16 protein-coding genes are annotated in these 18,595 nt (G+C 74.2%); 4 read left to right on the top strand and 12 right to left on the bottom strand.

The genetic code is table 11. The features are described 5' to 3' along the window. Positions 1-17: 17 nt before the first annotated feature. From ACF068_RS31360 to rimP, 9 genes are all read right to left on the bottom strand, one after another. Positions 18-962, bottom strand: coding sequence for a bifunctional riboflavin kinase/FAD synthetase (locus ACF068_RS31360; RefSeq protein ID WP_392277705.1), 945 nt, complete (start codon positions 960-962; stop codon positions 18-20). Between the two features lie 42 nt (positions 963-1,004). Further along, the gene (locus ACF068_RS31355) at positions 1,005-4,628 is read right to left on the bottom strand and encodes a trypsin-like peptidase domain-containing protein (protein WP_392277704.1); all 3,624 of its coding nucleotides are present in this window, start codon (positions 4,626-4,628) and stop codon (positions 1,005-1,007) included. 248 nt (positions 4,629-4,876) lie between these two features. Further along, complete coding sequence (truB, locus tag ACF068_RS31350) at positions 4,877-5,776, bottom strand: tRNA pseudouridine(55) synthase TruB (RefSeq protein WP_392277703.1); 900 nt, start codon at positions 5,774-5,776, stop codon at positions 4,877-4,879. Next, positions 5,773-6,222, bottom strand: a complete 450-nt coding sequence (gene rbfA / locus ACF068_RS31345) for a 30S ribosome-binding factor RbfA (RefSeq protein WP_392277702.1) — start codon at positions 6,220-6,222, stop codon at positions 5,773-5,775. Before rbfA ends, truB begins: the two co-directional genes overlap by 4 nt. 51 nt (positions 6,223-6,273) lie before the next feature. Next, positions 6,274-6,567, bottom strand: a complete 294-nt coding sequence (locus tag ACF068_RS31340; RefSeq protein WP_392277701.1) for a DUF503 domain-containing protein — start codon at positions 6,565-6,567, stop codon at positions 6,274-6,276. A 139-nt stretch (positions 6,568-6,706) separates the two neighbouring features. Next, a complete protein-coding gene (infB, locus tag ACF068_RS31335) occupies positions 6,707-9,784 on the bottom strand; it encodes a translation initiation factor IF-2 (RefSeq protein WP_392277700.1) in 3,078 nt (1,025 codons plus the stop codon). 148 nt (positions 9,785-9,932) lie between these two features. Then, a complete protein-coding gene (locus tag ACF068_RS31330; RefSeq protein WP_392277699.1) occupies positions 9,933-10,211 on the bottom strand; it encodes a YlxR family protein in 279 nt (92 codons plus the stop codon). Positions 10,212-10,375: 164 nt separating this feature from the next. Then, entirely contained in the window at positions 10,376-11,377 is a 1,002-nt protein-coding gene (nusA, locus tag ACF068_RS31325; protein ID WP_392277698.1) for a transcription termination factor NusA, read from the bottom strand. Between the two features lie 2 nt (positions 11,378-11,379). Beyond that, entirely contained in the window at positions 11,380-11,889 is a 510-nt protein-coding gene (rimP, locus tag ACF068_RS31320; protein ID WP_392277697.1) for a ribosome maturation factor RimP, read from the bottom strand. A 162-nt stretch (positions 11,890-12,051) separates the two neighbouring features. Between rimP and ACF068_RS31315 the strand changes: the two genes are divergently transcribed. The 4 genes from ACF068_RS31315 to ACF068_RS31300 all read left to right on the top strand — a co-directional run bounded on the left by ACF068_RS31315 (position 12,052) and on the right by ACF068_RS31300 (position 15,112). Continuing rightward, positions 12,052-12,711 (top strand): hypothetical protein, encoded by a 660-nt coding sequence (locus tag ACF068_RS31315; RefSeq protein ID WP_392277696.1) that lies wholly within the window; start codon positions 12,052-12,054, stop codon positions 12,709-12,711. Then, the gene (locus ACF068_RS31310) at positions 12,708-13,148 is read left to right on the top strand and encodes a DUF4439 domain-containing protein (RefSeq protein ID WP_392277695.1); all 441 of its coding nucleotides are present in this window, start codon (positions 12,708-12,710) and stop codon (positions 13,146-13,148) included. The genes ACF068_RS31315 and ACF068_RS31310 overlap by 4 nt, the downstream gene beginning before the upstream one ends. A 51-nt stretch (positions 13,149-13,199) precedes the next feature. After that, complete coding sequence (locus tag ACF068_RS31305; RefSeq protein WP_392277694.1) at positions 13,200-14,099, top strand: aminoglycoside phosphotransferase family protein; 900 nt, start codon at positions 13,200-13,202, stop codon at positions 14,097-14,099. Between the two features lie 80 nt (positions 14,100-14,179). Then, positions 14,180-15,112: a slipin family protein gene (locus tag ACF068_RS31300; RefSeq protein WP_392277693.1), complete on the top strand. Its 933-nt coding sequence runs from the start codon at positions 14,180-14,182 to the stop codon at positions 15,110-15,112. Between the two features lie 52 nt (positions 15,113-15,164). Here ACF068_RS31300 and ACF068_RS31295 read toward each other — a convergent pair whose 3' ends face one another. The 3 genes from ACF068_RS31295 to ACF068_RS31285 form a co-directional block, all read right to left on the bottom strand. Next, complete coding sequence (locus tag ACF068_RS31295) at positions 15,165-16,859, bottom strand: proline--tRNA ligase (RefSeq protein ID WP_392277692.1); 1,695 nt, start codon at positions 16,857-16,859, stop codon at positions 15,165-15,167. Between the two features lie 68 nt (positions 16,860-16,927). Beyond that, on the bottom strand, positions 16,928-17,509 hold the full coding sequence (locus ACF068_RS31290) for a GNAT family N-acetyltransferase (protein ID WP_392277691.1): 582 nt from the start codon (positions 17,507-17,509) through the stop codon (positions 16,928-16,930). 22 nt (positions 17,510-17,531) lie between these two features. Then, the gene (locus tag ACF068_RS31285) at positions 17,532-18,377 is read right to left on the bottom strand and encodes a GNAT family N-acetyltransferase (RefSeq protein ID WP_392277690.1); all 846 of its coding nucleotides are present in this window, start codon (positions 18,375-18,377) and stop codon (positions 17,532-17,534) included. Between the last annotated feature and the right edge of the window lie 218 nt (positions 18,378-18,595).

Below are 18,595 nucleotides of genomic sequence, written 5' to 3'. Positions count from 1 at the left end.
GGCGCCGCAGACACGACCTAGCGGTCGGCGGTGAGTTCGCGGCAGCGCTTGACGTCCGCCGCGATCGCCTCCAGGAGCGCCTCGATCGACGCGAACTTCTCCTGGCCCCGTACGTACGCCAGGAAGTCGACCGCCACGTGCAGCCCGTACAGGTCCAGGCCGACGCGGTCGATGGCGTACGCCTCGACGGTCCGCTCCGTGCCGTCGAACTGCGGGTTGGTGCCGACCGAGATGGCGGCGGGCATCCGCTCCCCGGCCGCCGTGAGCCAGCCGGCGTACACGCCGTCCGCGGGGATCGCGGTGTGCGGCAGGGTCTCGACGTTCGCCGTGGGGTACCCCAGCTCGCGGCCGCGCTGGGCGCCGCGCACGACGACGCCCTCGACGCGGTGCGGGCGGCCCAGGATCTCGGCGGCGCCCTCGACGTCGCCCTCGGCGACCAGGCGCCGGGTCAGGGTGGAGGAGAACGGCTCGCCGCCGCCCGCCTCGCCGCGGACGTACAGGTCGACGACCTCGACCTCGTAGTCGTACGTCGCGCCCAGCTCCCGGAGGAAGTCGACGTTCCCGGCCGCCCGGTGGCCGAAGCGGAAGTTGGGGCCCTCGATGACGGCACGCGCGTGCAGTTTGTCGACGAGCACCTTCACGATGAAGTCGGCCGGCGAGAGCTGCGAGAACCCGGCCGTGAACGGCAGCACCAGCACCGCGTCGACACCGAGCCCGGCCATCAGCTCGGCCCGCCGGTGGTGCGGGGCCAGCAGCGGCGGGTGGCTGCCGGGGCGGACCACCTCGGAGGGGTGCGGGTCGAAGGTCACGACGACGGACGGGACGCCGAGTTCACGCGCCCGCTCCACCGCCCGGCCGATGATCAGCTGGTGTCCGCGGTGCACCCCGTCGTAGGAGCCGATGGTGACGACGCTGCGCCCCCAGTCCTGGGGGATGTCCTCCAAGCCACGCCAGCGCTGCACTGTGACCGCTCCTCGCCCGAACCCGTGTACGTCATGGACCTCTTACGCAGGTCTAAGACTGCCATGCCCACGGCTCGCGGCCCGCATCGGCACCGGATGGGCCGGACCGCCCAGGCCCTCGACGGTCCGCCGGGCGCTGGGGCCGACCACGAACGCCCAGTCCCCCGGCGCCTCCCGCAGCCAGCCGGTGACGAGGGACGCGAAGCCCGGCACCTCCCGGGCGAGCTCGACCAGCCGCCGGTCGAAGCAGGTCGCGCCCTCGGGCGTGCGGACCAGGAGCAGCCCCGTCCGGTGGACCAGCTCCCGGGTGCGGGCCTCCGGCCGCCGCGTACACCCGAGCGCGGCGGCCCGCAGCAGCGCGTCGAGCACGGCGAGGTCCCGGCCGTCGTGGCTCTCGTACCGCTCGTACTCCAGGAGTACGTCGAGGAGCTCGTCGCGCAGCGGGCGGGACGCGGGCGTGCCGGGCGCGGCGAGGACGGGGGCCAGCGCGCCGCGCACCTCCACGGGAGAGCCCCGCAGCAGCCCGCTGACCAGTGGGAAGAGCACGGCACGGGCGGCAGGGCCCTGCTCCAGGCGCCGGTCGACGTACGCGGCGGCGTGGGCGGCGCCCGCCGGGTGGTGATGGACGTACGCGCGGACCAGTTCGGCGGCGCGGCGGGCCAGCGCCGGGGTGCGCACCTCGGCGAGGACGGCGAGCACCTCGGCGGGGGCCGCCCCGGGGCCGCCGTCCAGCAGCCGGGCGCGGAAGGCGGCCAGGACGGGCTCGGGGTGGGTGGCCAGGGCGGCGGTGAAGGCGCTCGCCGGCAGCGCGGGGTCGTCGGCGAGGAAGGCGGCCAGGGCAGGGCCGAGGTACCGGCTGCGGCCGTGCGGGTCGCGGACGAGGAGGCCGAGCGCCGGTCCGTGCAGGTCCCGGTCGCCGGGGCGGGCCAGGAGCGCGACGGCCGCGTACCGGAGCAGCTCGCGTTCCGCGTCGGTGGTGACCCGGGCGGCGAGGAGCCGCCCGTACGTGGCGGCGGCCACCCGGCGTCCTGGCCGGGTGTCGTCGTGGGCCCAGCGGTCGACGGCCCGGCACAGCGCGGCCGGCTCGTCCTCGACGAGGGCGGCGAGCAGTTCGTCGGCGCGCGGGTGGGCGGTGGAGACGAGCGCCTCGCACAGGTCGTCGACGGCCAGATCGCGGTGGGCGTACAGCAGCGCCTGCGCCGCCCCGGCGACGGTGGGCCGCACCGTGGCGCCGGGCGGGGCGGGCAGCGGCCGCTCGTCGCCGAACCAGCGGCACAGCAGGGGCTGTACGCCACGGGGGTCGACGGCCAGCCGTACGGCGACGGCGTCCAGGTAGCGCGGTACGTCCCGCGCGCCGGGTGCCCCGTCGGCGGGCACGAGGCGCCGCAGCAGGTCGAGGCGGTCGTCCTCGCCGAGCCGGAGCCGTTCCCAGAACCAGGGCCCGAACTCGTGCAGCGGGTCCTGGTCCGCTACGGGCGCGCCGCCCCGCCGGACGGAACGGTCGGTGACGCACTCGGCGAGCCGCCGCAGCACGCCCGTGTAGGGCCGCACGTCCGGGACCCGGAGCAGGGTCTCCCCCAGCAGCCGGGCACACCACCAGGCGGCGTCCCCGTCCCGCCCCTCGGCCCCCGGTACGCCGGCGTCCACCGGTGCGCCGGCCCCGGCGCCCGCGTCGCGGGAGGTCCCGTCGCCCCGGCCCTCCGTACCGGCGTCGGTCCCGTGGGGCCCGGCCCCCGCACCGGGCGCGGGCGCGAGCCGGTCCAGGGCGTCGACCAGGCCCTCCAGCCGGGTTGCCAGGGCGGTCGGCCGCCGGGCGCGGTCCAGCAGCAGGAGCGCCTGGAGGACCGGGCCGATCCGGTGGCGGGGTACCGGGAGGTCCCCATGCGTGCCCTCGTGCACCAGCGCCCGCAGCGCCGCGTCCAGGTCCAGGTGGGCGCCCTGGATCCAGTCGCCGACCTCCTCGTGGGCGAACCGGTAGCCGGTACCCGCCGGGACCAGCACGCCCTCCGTCAGCACGGCGGCCGCCCAGCCGGTGGCCCAGGGGAACAGTTCCTCGAACGCCTCCCGGGACAGTTCGCCCTGCCCGGGTCCCAGGCACCGCCTGGCCGCCTCGTGGACGCGCCCGGCGACCCGGGCGGCGAGCCGCCGCAGCGCGGTGCCCCGCAGCGGGGGCCGGGCCGCGGTGGCGATCCGGCCGGCGACGCGCAGGCACAGCAGGTCCAGGTGCGCGGCGAACACCTCCGCCCGGCCGGGCCGTCCCGGTACGTCACCGGGCAGCGCCTCCCGCACCTCGGCGAGGAGCCGGAGGGCGAGCGGGTGCCGGGCGTCGGCCACCGCGAGGGCGTCGCCGGGCAAACCGTACCGCTCGCGCACCCGCCGGGCCTCCCGCCCGGCCAGGTCGCCGATCCGCAGGGCGTCCGGCAGCCGCCAGGCGGGCCGGCCGGGCCGGTACAGCGCCCCGGCGGGGTACAGCGCGCCCGCCTGTTCCCAGTGCTCGGGCCGGCAGGCGACGACGAGCCGGACGCGGTGCGCCCGGAGCCAGCCGGCCGTTGCCGCGGTCCACTCGGCGAGCCGGTGCGCCAGGACGGGGGGCATCTCCTCCGCGCCGTCGAGAACGACGAGGAGGGGGCGGCCCCGGTCGAGGGCGAGCCGCGCCACCCGCGCCGGGGTGGCGGCCGACATGTCGCCCGGCGCGCCCGAGCAGGCGACGACACGGCCGGCCTGCCGCAGCGCCCGGGCGACCGCGTCGTCCAGGGAGGCGTCGTCGGCACGGAGGTCGGCGCCGCGCAGCCAGAGGGTGGGGGCGGGTGCGTCGCCGCCCGCGCGGCGGGCGGCGAGGGCGCGCAGTGCGGTGGTGCGTCCGCAGCCGGGGTCGCCGACGAGGGCGAAGGCCACGGCGTCCGAGTCCGTGAAGGCCTCCAGCTCCCTCGCGACGGAGCGGCGTTCCACCGGGTCGGGCGGGGTGCCGGGCGCACCGGTGGTCGCGGTGGTGGTGGCGGTGAGGGCGAGCGCGCCGGCGAGGTTCAGGTCGGCGCCGTACGCCGGGACGGTGGCGGCGTTGCGCCGCAGCAGGGCGGCCAGCGGGCCGTCGGGCGCCGCCGCGGCGGCCCTGGCGAGCGGTACGGCGAGCCCGGCCGCCCGGTGCCCGGCGTGCAGGGCGGTGCCCAGCACGCCGAGGACGGTGCCGGTCGTGGCGTCCAGGACGGGCCCGCCCGCGGCCTCGCCGCCCAGCCGGAGCGCCTCCCGGCCCTCCGTCCCGATGGCGAGCTCCAGCACCTCGCCGAGCAGGTGGAACCGGTCGGCCGCCGTGTAGGTGACCCGCGCGGTGCCCAGGACCCGTGCCTCGCGCCAGCCGTCCGCGGCGATCCGTACATATGTTCCCGCCGCCACGCTCCCCCGGTCCGCGATCGGCAGGGGGGCCACGCCGAGCCCCTCGGTGCGCACGAGCGCCAGGTCGGCCCCGGGCAGCGGGACGATCGCGTCGCCCTCGGCGACGGAGGCGCCGCCGTCCGGACCGGGTGCGCGCACGACCACCCGGACCAGCCCGTCCACGGCCTCGTGGCTGGTGACGACCGTGCCCTCGTCGTCGGCGACGAAGCCGACCCCGCGGGTCCGGCCCGCCGGATCGGAGATCCGCACCAGCCTCGCCCGTTCCCCGCGTTCCATGGGTCGACGGTAGGACGGAGTTGATCACCGGGTGAAGGTCGCGGAACGAAAGCGCCCCCGAGTGCTCCCGCCCTTCACTCCGAGCGCCTGGCCAACCGGGTGAATCCGGCATGCCGGGCGGATAGACCCTCTGCGAGGGGGATCGTGGAGCGGGCCGGGAGGCCTCCCGGCGCCTCGCGGCGCGGCGGGAGGGCCGTGGCCCGCTCCACGGTGGGCGCGTCTCCCCGTGCGGGGGGGGCGCCGGGCGGTCAGCCGAACACGGCCAGGCTCTTGGCCTTGCCGTTCTTCTCCTCGACCAGCGCCAGGAACCGGCCCTCGGGACCGAAGACCGCCACGGGGGCCGTCCCGTACGCGGGCATGTCCAGGCGGACGCCGTTCAGCAGCAGCTTCGCCCGGCGCTCGTCGACGTCCCAGCGGGCGAACGCGGCCGCGGCGGCGTCGGCGATCGGCATGACGGTCAGCTCCTCCTGGAGCTGGTCCAGGGTCCTCGCGCCGTCCAGCTTGTACGGGCCGACGCGGGTGCGCCGCAGGGCCGTGAGGTGGCCGCCGACGCCGAGTCCGGCGCCGAGGTCGCGGGCGAGGGCGCGGATGTACGTACCGGAGGAGCAGACGACCGACACCACCAGGTCGACGACGGGCGTGCCGTCCTCGGCGACGGCATCGCGCATGTCGTACACCCGGAACGACGACACGGTCACCGGGCGGGCGGGGATGTCGAACTCCTCGCCGCCCCGTACCCGGGCGTACGACCGCTTGCCGTCGATCTTGATGGCGCTGACCTTGGACGGCACCTGCATGATGTCGCCGGTCAGCTTGGCCACCTCGCCGTCGACGGCCTCGCGGGTGACCCGGGAGGCGTCGGCGGACGAGGTGATCTCGCCCTCCGCGTCGTCGGTGACGGTGTTCTGCCCGAGGCGGATGGTGCCCAGGTACTCCTTCTCGGTCAGCGCGAGGTGACCGAGGAGTTTGGTGGCCTTCTCGACGCCGAGGACCAGCACACCGGTGGCCATGGGGTCGAGCGTCCCCGCGTGTCCGACGCGGCGGGTCCTGGCGATCCCGCGCATCTTGGCGACGACGTCGTGCGAAGTGAAGCCCGACGGCTTGTCGACGATGACAAGCCCGTCGGGCGTCCTGTTGTGCTGTGTCATTCCGAGGCTTCGCCCTCGTCCTCGTCGTCCTCGGGCTTGCGGTACGGGTCGGCGTCGCCGGCGTACGTCTTGCCGGTCGACACCTCGCGCACCTCCTCGTCCTTGGCCCGTGCCTTGTGGAGGAGGTCCTCGATGGTGCGGGCGTTGTCCGGCAGGGCGTCCGGGACGAAGGTCAGGCTGGGCGTGAAGCGGACGCCGGTCTGCCGGCCCACCTCGGAGCGCAGGATGCCCTTGGCGGACTCCAGCGCCGCCGCGGACGCCGCCCGCTCCTCCTCGTCGCCGTAGACCGTATAGAAGACCGTGGCCTCCCGCAGGTCACCGGTGACCCGGGCGTCCGTGATGGTCACGAAGCCCAGTCGCGGATCCTTGATACGCCGGTCCAGGGTCTCCGCGACCACGACCTGGATGCGATCGGCCAGCTTGCGGGCCCGCGCGTTGTCGGCCACCGGTCCTTCTCCTCTTTCGTCCTACGTTCGTCGTACCGCCGTGCGGCACGTTCAGTCTTCATCGGTGTGCATGCGCCGTCGTACCGACAGCAGCTCCACCTCGGGCCGGCCCGCGACCATGCGCTCGCACCGGTCCAGTACCTCCGTCAGGTGCCCCACGTCCCCGGACACCATCGCGAGGCCGATCCGGGCTCTGCGGTGGAGGTCTTGGGAGCCGGTCTCCGCCACGCTCACCGCGAACTTCCGCTGGAGCTCGGCGACGATCGGACGGACGACGGAGCGCTTCTCCTTCAGCGACCGTACGTCGCCGAGGAGCAGGTCGAAGGACAGGGTCCCCACGTACATGTGTGCCCGGATGTCCCGCCGGTTCGGGTTCAGTGCCCCGCCAACCGCTTGGCAGGGACACCAAGAACCGTACACGGAACGGCCGGGGCCGATCGACGGAAATACATCCGCCGACCGGCCCCGGCTGCCGTGACTGGGATCAGCCGCGCGGCTTCTCCCGCATCTCGTACGTCGCGATGACGTCGTCGACCTTGATGTCGTTGAAGTTTCCGAGGTTGATACCACCCTCGAAGCCTTCGCGGATCTCGGTGACGTCGTCCTTGAAGCGACGCAGACCCTCGATGTTGAGGTTCTCCGCGATGACCTTGCCGTCGCGGATGAGGCGCGCCTTGGTGTTGCGCTTGACCTCGCCGGAGCGGATGAGGACACCCGCGATGTTGCCCAGCTTGGACGAGCGGAAGACCTCGCGGATCTCCGCCGTACCGAGCTCGACCTCTTCGTACTCCGGCTTGAGCATGCCCTTGAGGGCCGCCTCGATCTCCTCGATGGCCTGGTAGATCACCGAGTAGTACCGGACGTCGACGCCCTCGCGCTCCGCCATCTGCGCGGCACGGCCGGCCGCGCGGACGTTGAAGCCGATGACGATGGCGTCGGAGCCCATCGCCAGGTCGATGTCCGACTCCGTGACCGCACCGACACCGCGGTGCAGGACCCGGATGTCGACCTCTTCGCCGACGTCGAGCTGGAGCAGCGACGACTCGAGCGCCTCGACGGAACCGGAAGCGTCACCCTTGATGATGAGGTTGAGCTGCTGGATCTCGCCGGCCTTGAGCACCTTGTCCAGGTCCTCGAGGGAGACGCGGCGCACGCGCTTGGCGAACGCGGCGTTGCGCTCACGGGCGGCACGCTTCTCGGCGATCTGACGGGCCGTACGGTCCTCGTCGACCACCAGGAAGTTGTCGCCGGCGCCCGGGACGTTGGTGAGACCGAGGACGAGGACCGGGGTCGACGGACCCGCCTCTTCCACGTTCTCGCCCTTGTCGTCGAGCATGGCGCGGACACGGCCGTAGGCGTCGCCCGCGACCATCGTGTCGCCGACCCGCAGCGTGCCTCGCTGGACCAGGACGGTCGCGACGGCGCCGCGGCCCTTGTCCAGGTGGGCCTCGATGGCGATGCCCTGCGCGTCCTGCTCCGGGTTGGCCCGGAGGTCGAGCGAGGCGTCCGCCGTCAGGATCACGGCCTCCAGCAGGGAGTCGATGTGCAGACCCTGCTTGGCGGAGATGTCGACGAACATGGTGTCGCCGCCGTACTCCTCGGCCACCAGGCCGTACTCGGTCAGCTGACCGCGCACCTTGACCGGGTCGGCACCCTCGACGTCGATCTTGTTGACCGCGACCACGATCGGCACGTCGGCCGCCTTGGCGTGGTTCAGCGCCTCGATCGTCTGGGGCATCACACCGTCATTGGCCGCGACCACGAGGATCGCGATGTCGGTGGACTTCGCACCACGGGCACGCATGGCGGTGAACGCCTCGTGACCCGGGGTGTCGATGAAGGTGATCTTGCGGTCCTCGCCGTTGACCTCGGTGGCGACCTGGTACGCACCGATGTGCTGCGTGATGCCGCCGGCCTCGCCCGCGACGACGTTCGTCTTGCGGATCGCGTCCAGCAGTCGGGTCTTACCGTGGTCGACGTGACCCATGACGGTCACGACCGGCGGACGGGACACGAGGTACTCCTCGCCGCCCTCGTCCTCGCCCCACTCAAGGTCGAAGGACTCGAGCAGCTCGCGGTCCTCCTCCTCCGGGCTGACGATCTGAACCTGGTAGTTCATCTCGTCGCCGAGGAGCTGCAGCGTCTCGTCGGAGACGGACTGCGTGGCGGTGACCATCTCGCCGAGGTTCATCATGACCGCGACGAGGGACGCCGGGTTGGCGTTGATCTTCTCCGCGAAGTCGGTGAGGGACGCACCGCGCGACAGGCGAACGGTCTCGCCGTTGCCGCGAGGCAGCATCACGCCGCCGACCGACGGGGCCTGCATGGCCTCGTACTCCTGGCGCCTCTGCCGCTTCGACTTACGGCCACGACGCGCGGGACCGCCGGGACGACCGAAGGCGCCCTGCGTGCCACCACGGCCACCGGGGCCGCCGGGACGGCCACCGAAGCCGGGACGACCGCCGAAGCCGCCGCCACCGCCACCGGGACCACCGGGACGACCGCCGCCACCGCCGCCGGGACGGCCGGCGAAACCGCCGCCACCGCCACCGGGACCGGCCGGACGGCCGGCGAAACCGCCGCCGGGACGACCGGCGCCACCGGGACGGCCGGCGCCGCCACCGGGACCACGGCCACCGCCGCCGGGGCCACCGCCGGGGCGGGGACCGGCAGCCGGACGCTGCGGCATCATGCCCGGGTTCGGGCGGTTACCGGCGGGACCGCCACCCGGGCGCGGGGCCTGGGGACGCGGCATGCCGCCGGGGGTAGGCCGCCCGGAGGGACCGGGGTGTCCACCGGGGCCGGCCTGCGGACGGGGACCGCCCTGACCGGCGCCCTGCGGGCGCGGACCGCCCGGGGCACCGGGGCCGCCGGGACGCGGGGCACCGCCCGGACGGGGCGCCTGCGGGCGCGCCATGCCGGTGGAGCCACCAGAGGTGAACGGGTTGTTGCCCGGACGCGGGCCCGCGGGACGCGGGGCACCCGGACGGGGGGCCTGGCGCTCGCCACCGGGACGCGGGGCGCCACCGGGGCGGCCGCCGCGCTCGCCGCCCTGACCGCGCTCGCCCTGCGGGCGGCCGGCGGGACGGGGACCGGGCGCGGCACCGGGCCGGGGACCGGCGGCCGGGGCCGACGGGGGCGCGGTGAACTCCGGGTTCGCCGGAGCCGGCGAGGCGGGCGCCGGCTTGGGCGCCGCCGCGGGCTTCGGACCCGGGGTGGGACGCGGGCCGGGGGCCGGCGCCGCGGGCTTCTCGGCCGCCGCGGGCTTCGGCGCGGGAGCGCCGGGCTTCGGGGCGGCGGGACGTGCCGCCTGCGCCGGGGAGGGCGCGGGGGCGGCGGGCTTGGCCGGCGCGGCCTTGCGGGGCGCGCCGGGCTTGGCTGCGGACTTGCCGGCGTTGCCGCCGGGCCCCTGCAGCGCGTCAGTCAGTTTGCGTACAACCGGCGCTTCGATGGTGGAAGACGCCGAACGGACGAATTCACCGAGTTCCTGGAGCTTGGCCATGACGACCTTGCTCTCCACACCGAACTCCTTGGCGAGTTCGTATACCCGGACCTTAGCCACTTCGCTCCTTTTAGGTCCGGGTTACCGCCGGACCGTCGCTACTTCATGGGCGTACTCATCGCGTACTCATCGAGTGCTCATCGCAATCTCGACCTACTTCCAACTCGCGAGGTACCTGACCGCACGGTGTTCCGTGCCGTACTTCTTCTTACGGTGCCGGCCGCTCGACGTACCGGCGGACGTCCGCGACGTCGAGCGGTCCCTGGACCCTGAGGGCCCTCGGGATCGCCCGGCGGCGGACCGCCTGGTCGAGACAGACCGAGGCGGGATGCACATAAGCACCCCGGCCGGGCAGCGTACCGCGTGGATCGGGGGCGCACTCGCCCTTGATCAACACGATGCGCAGCAGATCGCGCTTGGCCGCTCGCTCCCGGCATCCCACACAGGTTCGCTCAGGGCAGGCGCGGGCGTGCGTCCGGCCAGACACGGTTAAGTCTACCTCCCCGCACCGACCTCACCCCTTTGGGGCAAAAATCGAACGGTTGTTGTCGTGATCTCGCCATAGCACAACGTCACCATGGCGGGTTCCATTCCCCGGAGCCCCGGGAATCCGAGGGCCTGGCCCCCGGGCCCCCAGGGCCCGGACGCGGGTCAGTCCCGGTCCTCCGCGGGCTGCTGCTCGGTGTCCGGGCGGATGTCGATCCGCCAGCCGGTGAGACGCGCGGCCAGACGGGCGTTCTGGCCCTCCTTGCCGATCGCCAGCGAGAGCTGGTAGTCCGGCACGGTCACCCGGGCGGACCGGGCGGCGAGGTCGACGACCTCCACCTTGGAGACCCGGGCCGGGGACAGGGCGTTGGCCACCATCTCGGCCGGGTCGTCCGACCAGTCGACGATGTCGATCTTCTCGCCGTGCAGCTCGGCCATGACGTTGCGCACCCGGCTGCCCATGGGGCCGATGCAGGCGCCCTTGGGGTTGAGGCCCGAACGGGTGGAGCGGACCGCGATCTTGGTGCGGTGGCCGGCCTCGCGGGCGATCGCCGCGATCTCGACCGAGCCGTCCGCGATCTCCGGGACCTCCAGCGCGAAGAGCTTCTTCACCAGATTGGGGTGGGTGCGCGAAAGGGTGACGGACGGACCGCGCACGCCCTTGGCGACCCGGACGACGTACGTCCGCAGCCGCAGGCCGTGGGTGTACTCCTCGCCCGGCACCTGCTCCTGCACCGGAAGGATCGCTTCCAGCTTGTCGTCCAGCTTCACCAGGACGTTCTTGGGGTCCTTGCCCTGCTGCACCATGCCGGCGACGATGTCGCCCTCGCGACGGGCGTACTCGCCGAACGTCACGTCGTTCTCGGCGTCCCGCAGTCGCTGCTGGATGACCTGGCGGGCGGTGCTCGCCGCGATGCGGCCGAAGTCCGACGGTGTGTCGTCGAACTCCTTGGGCTCCTGCCCCTCCTCCAGGTCGGCCGGGTCCTCCTTCGCCCACACCGTCACATGACCGGTCTGCCGGTCCAGCACGACACGGGCGTGGCGGCGGGCTCCCTCGGTGCGGTGGTAGGCGATGAGGAGGGCCGACTCGATCGCCTCGACCAGCAGGTCGAAGGGAATCTCCTTCTCCTGTGCCAAGCCCCTCAGGAGCTTCACGTCGATGTCCACGGCTACGCCTCCTCTTCCTTCTTGTCCTTGCGGTTGAACTCGATCTCCACGCGCGCCTTCGCGATGTCCGGGAACGCGACACGGCGGGCGGTGGGCTTGCGCCCCTTCACGCCCGGCACCTCGAGATCGAGGCCCTCGTCGTCCACGGAGAGGATGCGGGCCACCAGCTCGCCGCCCTCCGCCCCCTGGGCGGTGAGCTGGAACTTCACCAGGCGGCCGGTGGCGCGTACGTAGTGGCGGTGCTCGGTCAGCGGGCGGTCCGCGCCCGGCGAGCTGACTTCGAGGACGTACTCCTCGTCGCCCATCGCGTCCGTCTCGTCGAGCTTGTCGGAGATGGCGCGGCTCAGCTCGGCACAGGCGTCGAGTTCCACGCCCTCGTCCGAGTCGACGATGATCCTCAGCATCCGCCGCCGGCCCGCCCGGGACACCTCGATCTCCTCGAGGTCCAGGTCCTTGGCGCTGACCAGCGGTTCCAGCAGCCCGCGCAGCCTTTCGCTCTGGGTGGTGCTCATCCGGGTGACTCCTCGGCCGCGTGTGCTGTTGTGGGATCGTCGCGTGTCAGACCAAAGGGTATCCGGTCGCGGGGGGTGTTGCCGTCCACCTCGCGCCGAGCCGCAGGTACGCTCGCCAGCGGTGATCTTGGGGTCTGGCTGGTACGGCTGAGGGAGTGACGCGTGGAGCGCACGGGGACGACACGCAGACGCGCGCTCGTCGTGACGGGCGCGGCGGCCGCGGCCGGGCTGCTCGGGGCGTGCACGTCGGACGAGCCGGGCGGTGCGCCGTCGGCGTCGGCGGCCGCGCGGGCGGCCCGCGCCGAGGCGGCCCTGCGGCGCCGGTCGGCCGCCACGAGCGCGGAGCTCCTGGCGCGGTACGACGCGGTGCTGGCCGCCCATCCGCCGCTGGCCGCCCGGCTGGCCCCGCTGCGGGCGGCGGCCGCGGCCCATGTGACGGCCCTGGCCCCGGCGGGCTCGCCGCCGCCCACCGCCGCGCCCACGCCCGGGGCGCCCACGGGAGCGCCGCCCACGCCCGCCGCGCCCACGCCCGCCGTACCGGACGTCACGCCCGCCGCGCCGGAGGCACCGGCCCGCGCCGGCGTCCCGGCGGCGGGGCCGGGGGCCCCGGGGGCGCCCGGCGACGCGGCCGACGGCACACCCGTGCCCGCCGACCCGGGCGTCGCGCTCGCCGAGCTGGCGGCAATGGCGCGCCGGACCGCGGACGCGCACGCCGCCGCGCTGCTCACCGCCCCGCCCGAGCTCGCCCGGCTGCTGGCGTCCGTCGCGGCCGCGGGAGCCGCCCACGCGTACCTGCTGAGCAGCGGAGGGACCCCGTCATGAGCGACGCAGCCCTGGAGGCCGCCCAGGCGGCCCTCGCCGCCGAGCACGCGGCGGTGTACGGGTACGGGGTCGTCGGCGGCCGGGTCGGCGACGCGCGGGAGGCGGAGGCGACCGCCGCGTACGCCGCGCACCGGGCCCGGCGGGACGCGCTGGGCCGTGCGGTGCGCGACCTGGGCGGGAAGCCCACCGCCTCCGCCGCCGCCTACGCGCTGCCGTTCCCGGTGCCGGACGCGGCCGCGGCGGTGCGGCTGGCCGCCGAGCTGGAGGACCGGGTGGCGGGCGTCTACTCCGACCTCGTACGGGCCGCGCGGGGGCCGTTGCGGCGGGAGGCGGCGAGCGCGCTGCGCGAGGCCGCGGTGCGGGCGGTGCGGTGGCGGGGCACCGGCGTAGCCTTTCCTGGGCTCGCCGAGCGACCGGGCGGCCGAGCCGAGCCGTAGCGCGGCCGCACGGACCGTGGGCCCCGGCCATCGAGAGGGAACGACGCACGCATGGGTTTCGAACCGCCGCAGCGACTGGTGCGGGCTCTCGGCGCGAGGTACGGGGACGCGGCCGCGGACGACTGGCTCGCCCGTCTTCCGGAGCTCGCCCGGGAGGCGGTGGACCGGCGGCGCCTGGACGTGGAACGGGTGGTCGCGCCGGGCGGCCGCAGCAGCCTGGTGGTCCTGGTGCGGCTGCCGGACGGCGCCCCGGCCGCGCTGAAGGTGGCTCCGCCGTTCGCCGGGCCGGACCTGGAGCGGGCGGCGCTGGCGCACTGGAACGGCTGGGGCGCGGTGCTGCCGCTGGACCCGGCCGGGCCGGACCTGCTGCTGGAGCGGCTGCACACGGAGGTGGGCCTGCGGTCGCTGCCGGAGGCCAAGGCGCTGCTGGAGGCGGCCGGCACGGTCCGGCGACTGTGGGTGGACCCGCCGGAGGGCCACGGGTTCGAGTCGGTGGCCGCGCGGACCGCCCGGCAGGCGGAGGCGATGCGGGCGGCGGGGGCGACGGACCCGGAGACGGCCGGGCTGGTGGCGGCGGCGCTCGCCGCCCGGGAGGAGCTGGTGGCGGACGTCCCCGAGGAGCTGCTGCTGCACGGCGATTTCCGGCAGGGCAAGGTGCTGGCCGGCGACCGGGCGCCCTGGCTGGCGGTCGGCCCCGACCCGGTCGTCGGGGAACGGGCGTACGACCTGGCCCGGCTGGTGCGGGACCGGGTCGAGGACCTGGTGGCGGCGGCCTCCGGCCCCACGGCGGGGCGGCGGCGGGTGAACAAGCTGGCGGACTCGCTGGACCTGGACCGCGAGCGGCTGCGCGGATGGACGCTGTTCCGGGCCGTGGAGTCGGGCACCAGGGCCCTGGCGGCGGGGCGGCGGCAGGACGGGGAGCTGCTCCTGGAGTTCGCCGGCTGGCTGTAGAACTCCCCATACGGCCCCAATGGTGCGATATTGGGCATAACGCACCACCCCTACCACCCGGTATGGACGGGAGGGCTGTCATGGTCGAAGAACTGCTGGCAGCGGCGGCGGCCGTGGGCTCGGCCGCCGTGATCTACGTGGCGGCCGCCGCCAGGGTCGTCAAGCAGTACGAGAAGGGCGTCGTCCTGCGCTTCGGCCGGCTCCGCAGCGGCGTGCGCGGGCCCGGGTTCACCATGGTGGTCCCGTTCGCCGACCGGCTGCACAAGGTCAGCATGCAGATCGTGACCATGCCGGTGCCCGCGCAGGACGGCATCACCCGCGACAACGTCACCGTGCGGGTCGACGCGGTCATCTACTTCAAGGTGGTCGACGCCGCGGCGGCCATCATCCGCGTCGAGGACTACCGCTTCGCGGTGTCCCAGATCGCCCAGACCTCACTGCGGTCGATCATCGGCAAGAGCGACCTGGACGACCTGCTGTCCAACCGGGAGAAGCTCAACCAGGGGCTGGAGCTGATGATCGACAACCCGGCCGTCGAATGGGGCGTGACCATCGACCGGGTCGAGATCAAGGACGTCTCGCTGCCGGAGACGATGAAGCGGTCGATGGCCCGCCAGGCCGAGGCCGACCGGGAGCGGCGGGCGCGGGTGATCAACGCGGACGCGGAGCTCCAGGCCTCGAAGAAGCTGGCGGAGGCGGCCGGGGTCATGTCGGAGACGCCTTCCGCGCTCCAGCTCCGGCTGCTCCAGACGATCGTGGCCGTCGCGGCGGAGAAGAACTCGACCCTGGTGCTGCCCTTCCCGGTGGAGCTGCTGCGCTTCCTGGAGCGGGCAGCCCCGGACCGGCCCCGGGACCAGGACGGCGAGCGGCCGGCCCCGCACCCGTCGGCCCTCCACGTGCACGACCCGCACCTGCACGAGCCGCTCGACGGGCACCCGGAGGCCCCGGTACGCGAACCGGCGCCGGCCCCCCAGGTGCGGGAGGACGACGCCGGTACGGCGGGCTGCATCTGACGCCCGTGCCGCCCCGGGGCGCCGTGGCCGGGCTCCGGGGCGGTGGGAGGCGTTACGCGCCGAGGCGGGCGATCGCCTCGTCGACCGTCAGCTCTTCGCGCTCACCGGTGCGGCGGTCCTTGAGCTCGACGACGCCCTCGCCGGAGCGGCGGCCGGCGACCAGGATCTTCGGTACGCCGATGAGCTCGGCGTCCGTGAACTTCACGCCCGGCGACACCCCGGCCCGGTCGTCGACCAGGACCCGCAGGCCGGCGGCCTTCAGCTTCTCGGACACCTCCAGCGCCAGCTCGGTCTGGAGCGCCTTGCCGGCCGCCACGACGTGCACGTCGGCCGGCGCGATCTCACGGGGCCAGCACAGGCCCTGCTCGTCGGCGTGCTGCTCGGCCAGGGCCGCGACCGCGCGGGAGACGCCGATGCCGTACGAGCCCATGGTGACCCGGACGGGCTTGCCGTTCTGGCCGAGGACGTCGAGCTGGAAGGCGTCGGCGTACTTGCGGCCGAGCTGGAAGATGTGACCGATCTCGATGGCGCGGTCGATCGTGAGGTCGGAGCCGCAGTTCGGGCAGGGGTCGCCCTCCTCCACCACGACGACGTCCAGGTACTGGTCGACCTCGAAGTCGCGGCCGGCGACGACGTTCTTCGCGTGCCTGCCGGGCTTGTTGGCGCCGGTGATCCAGGCCGTGCCGGGCGAGACGCGCGGGTCGGCGAGGTACCGCACCTTGTCGAGGCCCTGCGGGCCGACGTAGCCGCGTACGAGGTCGTCGCGGCCCTCGAAGTCCTCGGCGGTGACGAGCTCGACGGTCGCCGGGGCCAGGTGGTCCTCCAGCTTGCCGAGGTCGACCTCGCGGTCACCGGGCACGCCGACGGCGACGATCTCGCCGTCCACCTTGACCAGCAAGTTCTTCAGCGTGTGGGAGGCCGGGACGTCCAGGTGCGCGGCGAGCGTCTCGATGGTCGGCGTGTCGGGGGTGTCCAGCTCCTCGACGGGGCCGTGCGCGGTGGGGTCCTCCGGCTGCTGCTTGAACGTGACGGCCTCCGTGTTGGCCGCGTAGTCGCAGTTCGGGCAGTGGACGAAGGTGTCCTCACCGGCGGCGGCCGGGGCCAGGAACTCCTCGGAGGCCGAGCCGCCCATGGCGCCCGACACCGCGGAGACGATCTTGTGGCGGAGCCCGAGCCGGTCGAAGATCTTGATGTACGCCTGGCGGTGCAGCGCGTACGACTCGGCCAGGCCCTCGTCGGTGGTGTCGAAGGAGTACGAGTCCTTCATCTGGAACTCACGGCCGCGCAGGATGCCCGAACGGGGACGCGCCTCGTCGCGGTACTTCGTCTGGATCTGGTAGAGGATCACCGGCAGGTCCTTGTAGGACGTGCACTGGTCCTTGACGAGCTGCGTGAAGATCTCCTCGTGCGTGGGGCCGAGCAGGTAGTCGGCGCCCTTGCGGTCCTTCAGGCGGAACAGCTCGGCGCCGTACTCCTCCCAGCGGCCCGTCGCCTCGTAGGGCTCCTTGGGCAGCAGCGCGGGGAGCAGGACCTCCTGGGCGCCGATGGCGTCCATCTCCTCGCGCACCACGCGGGAGACGTTCTCCAGGACCTTCATGCCCAGCGGCAGCCAGGACCAGATGCCCGCGGCGTTGCGGCGTACGTAGCCGGCGCGGACGAGCAGCTTGTGGCTGAGCGTCTCGGCGTCCGCCGGGTCGTCGCGCAGTGTCTTGACCATCAACCGGGACATGCGCTGGACCTGGGCCATGGGGAACTCTCCTGCGGTGAAAAGTGTGATGGCTAGGAGGTTAGCTCCGGGGCGGCTGCTGGGAGAAATCAGTTCCGTCCCGGGGACCCGCCCGGGTCGCCCCCCGCGGACGGTCCGCGGCGTCGCAGCGGCAGCGGCGCGCCCATGACCGCGTACGGCTTGGCGGCGCTGGGGAAGTGGACCCGGCGGGCCAGGTCGCGGTAGCCGAGGGAGCGGTAGAGGAAGCGGGCCGGGTTCTCCACGTCGATGGCGGAGAGGATGGAGCGCGGCTGCTCGGCGGCGTCGGTGATGCTGGTGATCAGTTCACGGCCGATGCCCCGGGCCTGGAAGTCGGGGTGGACGTGCAGCTCGGTGATGACGAAGGAGTCGTCGAGCCAGGCGCCGTTGCCCTCGCGCACCAGGTAGGGCTGGACGACCGTCGACCACCAGTGGGTGCGGTCGTTGGGCATCCCGTACACGAAGCCGACTAGCCGTCCGCCGGGTGTGGTGGCTCCGTAGGCGCACGCGCCGGGGCTGCGGAGGTGGCGCAGCACGATGTGGCGACGCACCGCGATCTCGTCCTCGGTCAGTCCGAAGGCGAGGGCCTGTACGGAGAGGGCGTCGTCCACGCGCGCGGCGAGGTCGACCGGTCGGACCACGACGTCATCCATGCGACCGAACCTTACAAGCGCCTCAGAAGAGCACGCTCATGAAGGCGCCGACCTCTTCGAAGCCGACGCGCCGGTAGGCGGCCCTGGCGGGCAGGTTGTAGTCGTTGACGTACAGCGAGACGACGGGGGCGACGTCGGCGAGGGCGTGGCGCAGTACGGCGGCCATCCCGGTCTCGGACAGGCCCCGGCCGCGGTGCTCGGGGGCGACCCACACGCCCTGGATCTGGCAGGCCTGGGAGGTGGCGGCGCCGACCTCGGCCTTGAAGACGACCTTGCCGTCCTCGATGCGGGCGTAGGAGCGGCCGGCGCCGACGAGTTCGGCGACGCGGGCCTGGTAGAGCAGGCCCCCGTCGCCGGCCATCGGGGAGATGCCGACCTCCTCGGTGAACATGGCCACGCACGCCGGCATGATCACGTCCATCTCGTCCTTGCGGACGCGGCGGACGTACGGGTCGGGCTCGACGTCCGGGGAGGGCCGGTCGGTGACCATCAGCGGCTGGTGGGCGCGGACGTCACGGGCGGGGCCCCAGCTCGGTTCGAGGAGCCGCCACAACTGGGCGGTGGGCTCGGCGGGGCCGACGATGGACGAGCAGCGGCGGCCGGCCCGGCGGGCGCGGTCGGCGAAGGCGCGGACGGCTTCGGGGGTGGCGCAGATGGGGACGAGGTTGGCGCCGGAGTAGCAGAGCGAGCGGAGCCGCCCGTCCGCGTACCAGCCCCACATCTCGCCGCCGAGGCGCCAGGGGTCGAGCCCCGCGACCTGTACGCGGGAGGTGACGAACGCGTTGGCGACGGGCTCGCTCTCGAGGACGGCGAGCGCGGCGCCGAGGTCGCTGGGCTCGAGGACCCGGGTGGTGGTCTGCGTCAACACGAGGGGGCCTCACCATGCGTTCCATACGGGTCCTGGCACTGTACCTGCCGGTGCGGGTGGAGGGGCAGGACAGCGCGGAGCCCCGCCGCGGGGTGCGGCGGGGCTCCGGTGCTCGGTGGGGGGGGTCAGCTCACGGTGACGGCGGGTTCGCCGGACATCACGCCGTCCTTCTCCATCTGCTCGGCGATCTTCATCGCCTCCTCGATCAGCGTCTCCAC

The organism is Streptomyces sp. NPDC016309 (genome assembly GCF_043077235.1).
In the GTDB taxonomy this organism is placed as follows: domain Bacteria; phylum Actinomycetota; class Actinomycetes; order Streptomycetales; family Streptomycetaceae; genus Streptomyces.
This window is presented reverse-complemented; position numbering and strand designations above follow the sequence as displayed.